This window comes from Kitasatospora sp. NPDC007106, from assembly GCF_040634455.1.
Classification (GTDB): domain Bacteria; phylum Actinomycetota; class Actinomycetes; order Streptomycetales; family Streptomycetaceae; genus Kitasatospora; species Kitasatospora arboriphila.
This window is the reverse complement of sequence record NZ_JBEYFP010000121.1, coordinates 1-13,183: the sequence shown is the minus strand read 5'-3', so window position 1 is coordinate 13,183 and position 13,183 is coordinate 1. Positions and strand designations below refer to the sequence as shown.

The window sequence follows — 13,183 nt, the reverse complement described above, 5'->3', positions numbered from 1 at the left end:
CCCGCTCGCACCCGCGCGGGCCCGCGGTGCTCCTGCTGCCCAAGGACGTCCAGCAGGCCACCCTGACACCCCGCGGGGCGGCACCGCCCACCCCGATACCCGAACCGCGCACCCCGGCCGTGCGGCTGGACCGCGCGACGGAGCGGCTGCGCGCCGCCACCCGGGTGCTGGTGATCGCCGGCGAGGGCGTCGCCGCGGCCGGGGCGAAGCAGGAACTCGCCGACCTGACGGCGAGGTTGGGCGCCTGGGTGGCGGTCACCCCGGACGCCAGGGACGTGTTCGACAACGACGACCAGCACTTCGCGGGCGTGGCCGGGGTGATGGGGCATCCGAACGTCCTGGACTGTCTGCGACGGGCCGAGCTCTGTCTGCTCGTCGGCACCCGCCTACCGGTGCTGGCCCGCGGCGGGCTGGAGTCGGCCCTGGCCGAGACCCCCGTGATCTGCGTCGATCCCGAGCCGCCGTTCGTCCCGTCCGTCCCCGGACTCCATCTCTCCGGCGGTCTGCGTGACACCCTGCGGCAACTGGCCTCCCGGCTCGCCGCCGGCGTCCGTCCCGCCCCCGGGCACGCCGGTCCGGTTCCGCTGGCGCCCCCGCCTCCCGGTGCCGGAGGTCTCTCCCACACCGCGGCGGTGGCCGCGGTGGCGGACGCACTTCCGCCGGACGCCCACGTCTTCGTGGACGCCGGGAACACCGGAGCCAGCGCGATCCACCGGCTCCGGGCGACGCGGCGGGGGCGGTTCGTGGTGGCCGTCGGCATGGGCGGCATGGGTTACGCCTTCGGCGCCGGCATCGGGGCGGCACTCGCCACCGGGCAGCGCAGCTACGTGCTCGCCGGGGACGGAGCGTTCTTCATGCACGGCATGGAGGTGCACACCGCGCTCGAGTACGGCGCTCCCGTCACCTTCGTGATCCTCAACAACAACGCCCACGCCATGTGTGCCACCCGCGAGCAGCTCTTCCTGGGTGCCCCGAACCCGGCCAACCTCTTCCTCCCCTCGGACATCGCCGCTGGTGTGGCAGGCATGTTCCCCACCCTGGCCGTGCACCGGGCCGCCACCGGACTGCAGCTGCGACAGGCGCTGCTGCGCGGCAACACGACGAGCGGTCCGCTCCTGGTGGCCGTGGACGTCGACCCCGCGGAGATCCCCCCGTTCCTTCCCTTCCTGACCGCAGCCGGCCCTGTGCCGGCCGACCACGAGGAGAGCGCTCATGACCGCTGCACCGTCCACACCGGCTGAGCTGTCCGGCCCGACCGGCGTGCCCGGTCTGACCACGGTGGAGAACACCGCACCGGCCGTCCTGGCGGCCCGCTGTGCGGAACTGACCCGCCCGGCCCATCCGCACCAGGAGGTCTACGGGCAGTACTGCACGATCCACGAGTACGTCGACTGCCCGCCGGACGACGCGTACGCCTACCTGCGTCAGGGGCACCACCTGGAGGAGTGGACGTTCAGCCTGCGGAACTTCGAGCCCGCCGGCACCCCCGGCCTGTGGGTCGGGGACGACCTGCTGGAGGCCGGGACCAGGATCTACTGCCGGGTGGAGTCCAACGCCGAGGCCCGGACGGTGGACTTCCACTGCGCCTGGGACCAGGGCGAGCAGCTCTGGATGATCTACCTGATGCGGGTCGTGCCCGCCGAACCGGTGCTGGGGCGGCCCGGTTCCGTCATCACCTGGACCAACTGCCGGCACCCGTACTACGACGCCAACCCGCGCCCCGAGCTCGCCCCGGGCCCGGACCGGGCCTGGGTGGGCGCGTACTGGGACCTCTTCTACGCGGGGCACACGGTGGAGATGTCCAACCTCAAGGCGATCCTGGAGCACCGCTCCCACAACTCCCTGCCGGTGAGCGTGCCGCCGCGTTCGGCGGTCGCCGCTGCCGATCCGGGGTCGAAGTGAAGACCGTCAGCCTCACCGACGTCTCCGGCCACCTGCCCGGGGAGCCGGTTCCCGCCTCGTACTACACCGACCACCCGGGGGCGGAGGACAGGCTCAGGGACAGCCCCATGTTCCGCGTCCCGGCGCTGCGGCACCACGTGACCGGGGAGAGCAACGTGGACCTGGTGGAGCAGGCCGTCCAGCCGCTGATCGAGCGCCACGGCCGGGCCGAGATCCGGGCGGTGGACGTCCTGCTGGTGCACAGCCAGCTGCCGGACAGCCCGTTCGTCGGGGCCGGCACCGAGGTCGCGCGTCGGCTCGGTCTGAACCCGTCCTGGCTGATCGACGTGGCCAACGCGGGCTGCGCCTCCTTCGTCCACATGCTGGAGCTGGCCGGGCAGATCCTCCGCACCACCGAGGCGAGGACGGCGCTGATCTGCAACGCGCAGACCGCCGCCGGGCAGCTCTTCACCCAGTCCGAGGTGCGACGGCTCGCCCAGGCCGCGATCCCCGGGGACGGCTGCGGCGTCGGCTACCTCACCACGTCGGCGGCCTCGCCGGTGCTGGCCGTGGTCGGCCGCCACATCGGCGCCCACGGTGGGGACATGACGGCCGTCCTGGAGGACGGCCGGCGCTACTGGGAACCGGGGCGGTCCCAGCTGCGGATCGGCTTCACCGAGGAGAGCGTCGGTACCGTCCTCGAACGCGGCAACCGGCTGGTGCCCGACCTGGTCTCCGAGGTCTGCGCGCGGATCGGCGTCCCCACCGCGGAGATCGACGTGCTGGTCACCAACCAGCCCAACCGTGCATTCCTGGAGAACTGGCGGCGTTCGCTGGGACTTCCGCCCGACCGGCATCCCGACACCTTCGACCGGTGCGGCAACCTCTTCGGCGCCGCCATCCCCGTCACCCTGGACCGGGCGCGGCGGTCCGGTCGGGTGAAGGACGGCGACCTGGTGGTGCTGGGCGGCTTCGCGCACGCCGGCGACTACGCGGGTGCGGCAGCCGTCCGCTGGGGCGCCGGGGGCGGGTGAGCGCCCGCTCGCCGAACCGGGGCCCGACCGCCGACGACGTCGCACGGTGGCGTTCGGCGGCGACCCGACCCGTCGCCCCGCCCGCCCGGTGCCCCGTGCGCACCCGCCGGCGTCCGGCGAGCGGTCGCCGTCGGCGTCACTCCGGCCGGCGGCGCCGCGGTCCGTCCAGGAGCGGTCCGTCCAGGAGCAGGCCGTCCAGGAGCAGGCCGATCAGCCGCCGGGGGTCGTACTGCGGGTCTCCGCCCCCGATGCACAGGTTGCCGATGCCGCGCATCAGTTCGTAGGGCCGGATGCCCGCCCGGATCTCGCCCGCCTCGGCCGCGGCGTCGAGCAGCTGCCCGCAGACCGGTAGCAGGCGGTCGAGGAACTGGCCGTGCAGGGCGGCGAAGCCGCTGCTGTCGGACTGCATCGCGTCGGCCAGTCCGTGCTTGGTGACCAGGAAGTCGACGAAGAGGTCGATCCACTGCCGCAGGGCGGCGAACGGGGAGCCGGTACCGGCCAGCAGCTCCGGGCCGGCCTCCGCGCACTCCTCGATCTGGTGGCGGTAGACGGCCGTGACGAGATCGGCGCGGGTCGGGAAGTGCCGGTAGATCGTTCCCGTCCCCACCCCCGCCCTTTCCGCGATCCGGCGGATCGGCGCGTCGACGCCGGAGGCCACGAACACCTCGGCGGCGGCCGCGAGCAGCGCCTGTTGGTTGCGCAGCGCGTCGGCCCGCTTGCTCCTGGCCGGCGCCCCTCCCGTGGGGCTCTCGCTGGACACGACTCTCCGCTCCCTCCGACACCCGTTGACAAAACGGAACGATGTTCCGGATAGTAAGCGGGACAGCGTTCCGCTTCAGGCTAGCCGAAGCGGGCGCAGCCGGCCATCACCCGTGCCCGCCGCCGCCCGTTCCGGTCGGCCGCGGCACCCACCGCAGTAGGGAGACCCGCCCACCATGCACGCATCCACCCGCACCGCCCCCGCCCCCGTCCTGTCGTACAGCCCGGTGGTCCTGCCCGTTCCCGGACGCCCCGTGGACCTCGAGGTACGCGTCTCCGCCCCCGCCTCCGGAACCGGCCTCCCCGTCGTCCTGCTCTCCCACGGGCACGGCCCCTCGAACAACCTCTCCTCGCTGAACGGCTACGCCCCGCTCGCCCACGCCTGGGCCGCCCGGGGCTTCGTCGTCGTCCAGCCCACCCACCTCACCTCCCGCACGCTGAGCCACCTGGTCGCCGACGCCCCCGGCGCGCCGGACTTCTGGCGCTCCCGCGCCGAGGACATGGGCCACGTCCTCGACCGGCTCGACGCGATCGAGCGCACCGTGCCGCAGCTCGCGGGACGGATCGACCACACCAAGATCGCCCTCGCCGGGCACTCGCTCGGCGGCTTCACCGCCGCCCTCCTGCTGGGCGCCGGACTCACCGACCCGGACACCGGGAAGGTGGTGCACCTGGCCGAGCCGCGGATCAAGGCGGGCGTCCTGCTCGCCGCACCCGGCAGGGGCGGCGACGCCTTCAACGGGCCCATGGCCGAGCAGTGGCCGATCGTCGGCGCCGTCGACTTCTCCACCATGACCGCCCCCGCCCTGGTCGTCGCGGGAGACGAGGACGACTCCCGGCACTTCACCGACATGGGCCCGGACTGGCACGCCGACCCCTACACCCTCGCCCCCGGCCCCAAGTCCCTGCTCACCCTGTTCGGGGCGGAGCACGGACTCGGCGGGATCGCCGGATACGACGCCGCCGAGACCACCGACGAGAACCCCGCGCGGGTCGCCGCCCTCGCGCAGCTCACCGCCGCCTACCTCCGCAGCCGGCTCCACCCCGGCGACACGGCCTGGCAGACCGCGTGCGAGGCGCTGGCGACCGACCCCGACCCGATCGGACGAGTCGAGGCCAAGTAGCCCGCCGGGGCCGCACGGTGGACCCCGCGCGGTGTCCCCGGCCCCGCGCGCGGCCCGCCGGCCGATACGATCGGCGCGTGACGGGAACAGGACGACTGCCGACGGTCCGCGAGGCGGACGTCCGGCGATGGCTGCCGATCGGGCTGCGGACGGCCGCGGCCCTGCTGGTGCCGTGGATCGTGGTGCTGGCCCTGTCCGTCCGCCGCTTCGGCGCGCGCAACCTCGCCAACTCCTGGGTCTGGCTGGACGTCATGGAGGTGGCGGCGCTGCTGCTGCTCGCCGCACTGGTGCGCCGCCGCCACCGGGCGACCAGCCCGCTGGCCGCCGCCACCGCCGTCCTGCTGGCGATGGACGCCTACTTCGACATCTGGTCGGCGCACCACGGCCACGACTACCTGCTCGCCCAAGTCCTCGCCTACAGCGCCGAGTTGCCCGCGGCGACGGCCCTCGCCGTGCTCTCCTGGCACTCGCTCCGCTGGGCGGCCCCGGATTCGGTCGCGCCGTAGCGGGTCCCCGCCGACCGGTCGGTCGCCGGTCGTGCCCGACCGGACACGACTCACGGCCTGCGATGGTGCCCCAGGAGTGACCGGGGCAGGCTGAGAAGTGCACCCCGCGACGGACGGCCGACCGGACCCGTGCCCCTACCGGCCGCGCCGGCCGCACGCAACGCCGCGCACCGAGTCCTTGGAGGTCACCCATGACCGATCCTGCCGCCCGCCCCACGGCCGGCCCGATCGTGGTTGGCACGGACGGTTCGCCCCAGGCCCGGCATGCCGTGACCTTCGCGCTCCGCGAGGCCCGGCTGCGCGCCGCCGGCCTGCGAGCCGTCTGCGCGTACGAGTACGCCCCCGCCCGGCAGTCCGGCTTCGCATGGACGGTCTCCTCCGGCCCCGACAGCCAGCCCGTCCCCCAGCAGCGCGATCTCGTCATGCAGGCCGTGGCCGACTCCGTCCGAGAACTGCAGGAACAGCTCGGCGAACCGTTCGTGGACGTGGAGATCGTCTGCGAACCCGGCCGCCCGGCGCAGGTCCTCCTCGAAGCGAGCAAGGACGCCGGCCTGCTGGTGGTCGGCTCCCGGGGATCGGGGGCCTGGGGACGACTCGCCCTCGGATCGACCAGCACCGAGGTCGTCCACCACGCCCGCCTCCCGGTCGTCGTCGTCCCGGCGGAACACGACACCGCACCCTCCTGAGCACCGCCGCCCGAGACCCCTGCTGCTCACCGCCTACCACCCCGAGCAGGCCCCGCGGGCCGACTGACCGCCGGGGCCGGACCCACCGCGTCCGGCACGTCCCGTCGCGGCCGTCACGTCCGCCGCGGGTGGCGCCCCCGGCCGCCCGGCGGTCCGGCCCGGACCGGTTCGCGGCGCTGCCGGTCTCGGCACGTCGGGTGATCCGCCCTCGGTGATACTGGCGATATGGACGCACCGGTGCCCGCGTTCGGCGAGGCTCCAGAGGACCCCTTCGCGGTGGCCCGTTCGGCATGGGCTGTCCTGGACGACCGCGGCACGGTCGTCGGCTGGAGCGAACGGGCCGAGGCCCTGCTCGGCCACCGGGCCGGCGAGGCGCTCGGTCGCGCGGCCGCCGAGTTCCTGGTCCACCCCGCCGATCGGGACACGGTGCTGGACGCGATCGCGGAGTGTGAGCGCGAGCACGGCTGGTACGGGGTGCTGCCGGTGCTGCACCGTGGCGGCCACAGGGTGGAGCTGGGCTTCCGGGCCCGTGCCGTGACCCGGGTCGACCTGCGCTGCGAGTGGTTCCTGGTCATGGCGCCGGCCCAGGAGGTGGTCCAGTGGGAGACGGACCGGTCCGTCCTGGACGGCCTCTTCCGGCGCTCCCCGATCGGTCTGGCGGTACATGCCCCCGACCTGAGCGTCCTGCGGGTCAACAGGGCGATCGCCCGGTTCAGCGAAGTCCCGGTCGAAGAGCACCACGGCCGCCTGATGGGTGACTTCCTGATCGGTCCCGACGTGGAGACGATCGATGCACTGCTGCGGCAGGTCCTGGAGACGGGCGAGCCGCTGATCTTCACCGAGCAGCCCTGCCGGGTACGGCGGGATCCCGACCGTGAGCGCATGGTGGCGATCTCGGCCTTCCGGATGCAGGACCCTTCGGGCCAGGTCCTCGGGGTCACCCAGACGGTGGAGGACGTCACCGATCGTTATCGGGCCCGGCGCCGGCTGGCGCTGCTCAACCGGGCGAGTGCCCGGATCGGCACCACCCTGGACGTGGCGCAGACCGCCCGGGAGCTGGTCGACGTCGTGGTCCCCGATCTGGCCGACGCCGTCGCCGTGGACCTCCTGGAGCCGGTGATCCGCGGCGAGGAACCTGTTCGGACGGCATCCGGGCCGATGCGCAGAGCGGCGGTCCGGGCGGTCGAGCAGGCCGCGCTCGATGTGATGTATCCGGTCGGCGAGGTCTTCTCCTTCGATCCCCGAACGCCCCAGGCCAAGTGCCTCATCGGGCAGGCGCCGGTGCTCGAGTTCGAGCTGGAGTCCAGCCCGGGCTGGTACTTCCAGGACCCGGAGCGCTCCAGGCGCGCCGTCGCCCTGGGCGCCCACTCGCTGCTCGTGGTCCCGCTGACCGCCCGCGGTCTGCTGCTGGGCATCGTCAGCCTGTGGCGGGCCGGACGGCCCGAACCGTTCGAGCAGGACGATCTCACGCTCGCCGAAGAGCTCGCGGCCCGCGCCGCCGTCTGCATCGACAACGCGCGCCGCTTCACCCAGCAGCACCAGGCGGCGCTGACCCTGCAGCGCAGTCTGCTGCCGCACGCACTGGCCGAGCACCGCGCCGTCGAGGTCGCCCACCGCTATCTGCCGGCCGATCCGAGCTCGGGCATCGGCGGCGACTGGTTCGACGTGATCCCCCTCTCCGGCGCCCGCGTCGCCCTGGTCGTGGGCGACGTCGTCGGCCACGGCCTGCACGCCGCGGCCACCATGGGCCGACTGCGCTCCGCCGTCCACGCCCTGGCCAACCTGGACCTCGCGCCGGACGAGGTGCTCTCCCATCTGGACGATCTGGTGAGCCGTCTGGCCGATGAGCAGGAGGCGGCCGACGGAGGTCCACCGGGCCGGCAGATCGTCGGCGCCACCTGCCTCTACGCGGTGTACGACCCCGCCGCCGGGCAGTGCACGCTGGCGCGGGCCGGCCACGTACCGCCCGCGGTGGTGACTCCGGACGGCCGCTTCAGCCTCCTGGACCTGCCCCCCGGGCCTCCGCTGGGCCTGGGCGGGCTGCCCTTCGAGGCTGCCGAACTGCAGCTCGCGGAAGGCAGTCTGCTCGCGTTGTTCACCGACGGGCTCATCGAGACGCGGGACCGCGATCTCGACATCGGGCTGCAGCGGCTGCGCGAGGCGCTGTGCCGGCCCGCCCGGTCGCTCGAGGAGACCTGCACGGCGGTGCAGGGCGCGCTGCTTCCGAAGCCCTCCCACGACGACGTCGCGCTGCTCATCGCCCGGACCCGGGTGCTGGCGGCAGAGAACGTGGCCTCCTGGGAACTTCCCGCGGACCCCACCGCGGCCGGCCTGGCCCGCGAGCTGACCACCTCCACACTGGCCGAGTGGGGGCTCGACGAGCTGGCCTTCACCGCCACACTGGCCGTCAGCGAGCTGGTCACCAACGCCTACCGCTACGGCGGGGCACCGGTGATCCTGCGACTGATCCGCGACCGCTTCCTGATCTGCGAGGTCTCGGACGGCAGCAGCACCTCACCCCACCTCCGCCGTGCCCGCATGACCGACGAGGGCGGCCGCGGTCTCTTCCTGGTCGCCCAGCTCACGGAACGCTGGGGTACGCGCTACGCCCGGGACGGCAAGACCGTGTGGACCGAGCTGCCGCTGCCGTAGCCAGGACCGCAGCACCTCCGGACGCCGGTCGGGAATCGAGTGCGGTCGGGCTCGGTGACCATCGCCGACCAGGCGAACACGGCTGAGGGAGACATGCTCCTCGGGCACTCCCCCATCGGTGGATTGGCAATCGCCGGCCCCGTCGGACGACCATGGTGGCATGCGCACGGCCACCGCAGTCGATCAGAGGAAGTGAGTCAGATGGCCGCCGTCTCCACCCTGGTCCCACTCGGGACACCGGCGCCGGACTTCTCGCTGCCCGCGATCGACGGCCGGGTCGTCGCACGGGACGACTTCGCCGCCGCACCCGCCCTGCTGGTGGCCTTCCTGTGCAACCACTGCCCGTACGTACGGCACGTCGAGCAGGCTTTCGGCGAGTTGGTCGGCGAGTTCCCGGACCTCGCGGTCGTCGGGATCTGCACCAACAGCCCGGCCGTCGCACCCGCCGACGGCACCGACGGGCTGCACGCCCAGGTCACACGCACGGGGTGGGCCTTCCCGTACCTCGTCGACCTCGACCAGTCCGTCGGCCGGGCGTACCAGGCCGCCTGCACACCGGACTTCTTCCTCTACGACGCCAACCGCGAGCTGGCCTACCGGGGCGCGATGGACGACTCGACGCCCGGCAACGGGAAACCGGTCACCGGGAACCTGCTGCGGCACGCCGTCGACCTGGTGCTTGCCGGCCGGACCGTCCCGGAACCGCACCGGCCGAGCATGGGCTGCTCCATCAAGTGGGCCTGACGGACGACCGCCGGGCCGGGCGTTGACGCTTGGCAGCCTCGCCGACCGGATCCGGATGACGCCCCTCGGCGGGGCCGACCACCTCTGGTCGTGCCCTGTGCGCGGTGGTCACGGCCTCGGCCGCGGCACGGCGTCCGCCCATGCCCGGGTGCGTGCCGTCCACTGGCCGTGCGCCCACACCATCAGGCCTGCGAGCGGCAGCGCTGTTCCGAAGGCGCAGACACTCGTCCACCCGTGGGTGGTGTGCAGTGCGCCGGCGACGGCGGAGGAGACGGCGCCGCCCGCGAAGACGGTGGTCATGAAGACGGTGTTGATCCGGGCGCGGGCTTCGCCGCGCAGGGCGTAGATCTCGTGCTGGCTCAGCACCTGATGGCACTGCACGGCGAAGTCCAGCAGCACCGCGGCGAGGGCGAGCAGCAGCACGCTGCCGTGTCCGAGCGCGGCGAGCACGGAGGCGCCCGGAGCGAGCAGCAGGGCGGCGCCGACGGCGCTACGGCCGTGTCCACGGTCGGCGATCCGGCCGGCGACCGGTGCGGCTGCCGCACCGCCGGCGCCGACCAGGGCGAACAGGGCGATCTGCACCTGGCCGAAGTGGTGTTCCTCGATCAGCTCGTAGGCGATGGCCGTCCAGAACGTGGTGAACGCCCCGCACATCGTCGCCTGGCACACCGCACGGCGACGCAGCACGGGCTCGCGCCGCACCAGCCCGCCCAGGCCGGCCAGCAGTGCGACGTAGCCGGCCGTGTGGTCGGGTGCCCGCCGGGGCAGCAGCCGGCGCAGGACGACGCCGAGGGCGAGCATCAGGACTGCGGAGATCACGTAGTTCGCGCGCCGGCCGAACAGGTCCGCGCCCAGGCTCGCCACCGTCCGGGCCGGCAGGATGCCGGTCAGCAGACCGCTCATCACCCGGCCGACGACCCTGCCGCGCTGGCCGGTGGGGCCAGGTGCGCCGCCCAGCGGTACCACGAAGAGCAGGCCCAGGGCGTACCCGGCCTGGGTCAGTGTCACCACGGTCGCGGCCGCGCCCTGACCGACGCCGAAGGAGCGGGCGACGGGCTCGAGCAGCGGCTGCGCGTAGTGGAGATTGGCGGCGGTCGGCCAGCAGGCCACCGCAAGTACCACTGCGGATGCTGTTCCTGGTGGCCGCCGCGGTGACCGGTCCGCCCGGGCGCGGCGCGAAGCCCGGCCCGCCGCCGTCGCCGGACCCGGGCGTCAAGAACCCGTCGACCCGGGCCCGGGCGGCGTGGCAGGCGCGTCAAGGAATCGTTGTGGCGCGTGCTTCACGGCGAGTCGATCTCCATCGATGGCTAGGGTGGTGCACCTCCCCCGACCCGATCAGCAAGGAGCGCCATCACGTGTCTGCCGGCTTCGTTCACCTGCACGTGCACACCGAGTACTCGATGCTGGACGGTGCGGCGAAGAACGGCAAGCTGTTCGCGGAGGCGGAGAGACAGGGCATGCCCGCCATCGCGATGAGCGACCACGGCAACATGTTCGGCGCGTACGAGTTCTTCCACGCCGCCGCCAAGAGCCCGGTGAAGCCGATCATCGGCATCGAGGCGTACGTGGCGCCCGGCTCGCGCTTCGAGAAGAAGCAGGTGTTCTGGTCGCCCGGCGGCCAGCGCCCGACCGGCGCGGACGGCGAGGGCGGCAAGGACGTCTCCGGCGGCGGCCGCTACACCCACATGACCATGTGGGCGCAGAACGCGACCGGCCTGCGGAACCTCTTCAGGCTCTCCTCGCTCGCGTCCATGGAGGGCTACTACATGAAGCCCCGGATGGACCGTGAGCTGATCGCCGCCAACGCCGGCGGCATCATCGCCACCACCGGCTGCCCGTCCGGCGAGGTGCAGACCCGGCTGCGGCTCGGCCAGTACGAGGAGGCGGTCAAGGCCGCCGCCGCGTACCAGGACATCTTCGGGAAGGAGAACTACTTCCTGGAGCTGATGGACCACGACCTGTCCATCGAGCGGGACGTCCGGGCCGACCTGCTGCGCCTGGCCAAGCAGCTGAACATCCCGCTGCTGGCCACCAACGACTCCCACTACGTGACCGCCGACCAGGCCGATGCCCACGACAGCCTGCTGTGCGTCGGCGTGGGCAAGAACAAGGACGACCCGAACCGCTTCAAGTTCCAGGGCACCGGCTACTACGTGAAGACCTCGGAGGAGATGCGCGAGCTCTTCCGCGAGCTGCCGGAGGCCTGCGACAACACGCTGGCCGTCGCCGAGCGGATCGAGTCGTACGAGGAGGTGTTCACCTACGTCGACCGGATGCCTCAGTTCGACGTGCCCGAGGGCGAGACCCAGGCCTCCTACCTGCGCCAGAAGATCGCCGCCGGCCTGAAGCACCGCTACGGCGACGACCCGAGCCAGGAGGTGCTGGACCGGATCGAGCTGGAGATGGGCGTCATCACCCCGATGGGCTTCGACGCGTACTTCCTCGTGGTCGCGGACATCTGCCAGTACGGCCGGGACAACGGCATCCCGGTCGGCCCGGGCCGCGGCTCGGCGGCCGGTTCGATGGTGGCCTACCTGACCGGGATCACCCAGCTGGACCCGCTGGAACACGACCTGCTGTTCGAGCGGTTCCTCAACCCCGAGCGCATCAACCCCCCGGACGTCGACATCGACTTCGACGACCGCCAGCGCGACCAGATGGTGCGGTACGTCACCGAGAAGTACGGCTCCGCGTACACCGCGCAGGTCAACACCTTCGGCACGATCAAGGCCAAGGCCGCCGTCAAGGACGCCAACCGCATCCTCGGCTACCCCTTCTCGATGGGCGACCGGATCACCAAGGCGATGCCGCCGGACGTGATGGGCAAGGGCGTCCCGCTGGCGGACCTCTTCGACGAGAGCCACCCGCGCTACAACGAGGGCACCGAGATCCGGGCGCTCTACGCGAACGAGCCGGACGTCAAGAAGATCATCGACACCGGCCGGGGCATCGAGGGCCTGATCCGCGGCACCGGCGTGCACGCCGCCGCGGTGATCCTCTCCTCGACCCCGTTGCTCGAACTGATCCCGCTGCACATGCGGGACAAGGACGGCACCATCATCACCGGCTTCGACTACCCGTCGTGCGAAGCCATGGGCCTGATCAAGATGGACTTCCTGGGTCTGCGGAACCTGGGCATCATCGACCACTGCATCAAGATCATCAAGGCCAACCGGGGCGCCGACGTCGACATCGAGAAGATCCCGATCGACGACCCCACCACCTACCAACTCCTGGCCAGGGGCGACACCCTGGGTGTGTTCCAGCTTGACGGCGGCCCCATGCGTGCCCTGCTCCGCCTGATGAAGCCCACCGAGTTCGCCGACATCTCCGCCGTGTCCGCGCTGTACCGGCCCGGCCCGATGGGCATGAACTCCCACACCAACTACGCGCTGCGCAAGAACGGCCAGCAGGAGATCGTCCCGATCCACCCCCAGCTCGAGGAGCCGCTCAAGGAAGTCCTCGGCCCCACCTACGGCCTGATCGTCTACCAGGAGCAGGTCCAGCGAGCCGCCCAGGTCCTGGCCGGCTACAGCCTCGGCCAGGCCGACCTGCTCCGCCGCGCGATGGGCAAGAAGAAGAAGGAGGTGCTGGAGAAGGAGTTCATCCCCTTCCAGGCCGGCTGCCGCGAGCACGGATACTCGGACGAGGCGATCCAGGCCGTCTGGGACGTGCTGGTCCCGTTCGCCGGCTACGCCTTCAACAAGTCGCACTCCGCCGCGTACGGCCTGGTCTCGTACCAGACCGCCTACCTGAAGGCCAACTACCCGGCCGAGTACATGGCCGCGCTGCTCACC

Annotated in this window: 11 protein-coding genes; 9 read left to right on the top strand and 2 right to left on the bottom strand. The window is 72.5% G+C overall.

The window, feature by feature from the left end; all coding sequences use genetic code 11:
* The 3 genes from ABZ641_RS13670 to ABZ641_RS13660 form a co-directional block, all read left to right on the top strand.
* Window positions 1–1,241, top strand: a 1,241-nt coding sequence (locus tag ABZ641_RS13670) for a thiamine pyrophosphate-dependent enzyme (protein ID WP_359981591.1), incomplete at its 5' end; no start/stop codon positions are given.
* Window positions 1,213–1,902, top strand: coding sequence for an SRPBCC family protein (locus ABZ641_RS13665; protein WP_359981588.1), 690 nt, complete (start codon window positions 1,213–1,215; stop codon window positions 1,900–1,902). The genes ABZ641_RS13670 and ABZ641_RS13665, both read left to right, overlap by 29 nt.
* On the top strand, window positions 1,899–2,915 hold the full coding sequence (locus tag ABZ641_RS13660) for a ketoacyl-ACP synthase III family protein (protein ID WP_344623605.1): 1,017 nt from the start codon (window positions 1,899–1,901) through the stop codon (window positions 2,913–2,915). The genes ABZ641_RS13665 and ABZ641_RS13660 overlap by 4 nt, the downstream gene beginning before the upstream one ends.
* A 136-nt stretch (window positions 2,916–3,051) precedes the next feature.
* Here the strand turns inward: ABZ641_RS13660 and ABZ641_RS13655 are convergent, their stop codons facing one another.
* Window positions 3,052–3,675, bottom strand: a complete 624-nt coding sequence (locus ABZ641_RS13655; protein WP_344623606.1) for a TetR/AcrR family transcriptional regulator — start codon at window positions 3,673–3,675, stop codon at window positions 3,052–3,054.
* A 175-nt stretch (window positions 3,676–3,850) separates the two neighbouring features.
* Here ABZ641_RS13655 and ABZ641_RS13650 point away from each other — a divergent pair, with 175 nt between their 5' ends.
* The 5 genes from ABZ641_RS13650 (at window position 3,851) to ABZ641_RS13630 (ending at window position 9,386) form a co-directional block, all read left to right on the top strand.
* Window positions 3,851–4,798, top strand: coding sequence for a chlorophyllase (locus tag ABZ641_RS13650; protein ID WP_344623607.1), 948 nt, complete (start codon window positions 3,851–3,853; stop codon window positions 4,796–4,798).
* A 77-nt stretch (window positions 4,799–4,875) separates the two neighbouring features.
* Window positions 4,876–5,304 carry a hypothetical protein gene (locus ABZ641_RS13645; RefSeq protein ID WP_359981584.1) on the top strand — a complete coding sequence of 143 codons (429 nt, stop codon included), beginning with the start codon at window positions 4,876–4,878 and terminating at the stop codon, window positions 5,302–5,304.
* Window positions 5,305–5,495: 191 nt separating this feature from the next.
* A complete protein-coding gene (locus ABZ641_RS13640; protein ID WP_344623609.1) occupies window positions 5,496–5,990 on the top strand; it encodes a universal stress protein in 495 nt (164 codons plus the stop codon).
* A gap of 225 nt (window positions 5,991–6,215) precedes the next feature.
* Entirely contained in the window at window positions 6,216–8,642 is a 2,427-nt protein-coding gene (locus ABZ641_RS13635) for a SpoIIE family protein phosphatase (RefSeq protein WP_359981580.1), read from the top strand.
* 201 nt (window positions 8,643–8,843) lie between these two features.
* Window positions 8,844–9,386 carry a thioredoxin family protein gene (locus ABZ641_RS13630; RefSeq protein WP_344623611.1) on the top strand — a complete coding sequence of 181 codons (543 nt, stop codon included), beginning with the start codon at window positions 8,844–8,846 and terminating at the stop codon, window positions 9,384–9,386.
* A 108-nt stretch (window positions 9,387–9,494) separates the two neighbouring features.
* On the opposite strand, the gene ABZ641_RS13625 is transcribed toward ABZ641_RS13630, so the two are convergent.
* Window positions 9,495–10,508 carry an MFS transporter gene (locus tag ABZ641_RS13625; RefSeq protein WP_359981577.1) on the bottom strand — a complete coding sequence of 338 codons (1,014 nt, stop codon included), beginning with the start codon at window positions 10,506–10,508 and terminating at the stop codon, window positions 9,495–9,497.
* A 233-nt stretch (window positions 10,509–10,741) separates the two neighbouring features.
* On the opposite strand from ABZ641_RS13625, the gene dnaE reads away from it, so the two are divergent.
* Window positions 10,742–13,183: DNA polymerase III subunit alpha (gene dnaE, locus ABZ641_RS13620; protein ID WP_359981574.1), on the top strand; the 2,442-nt coding region annotated here is incomplete at its 3' end.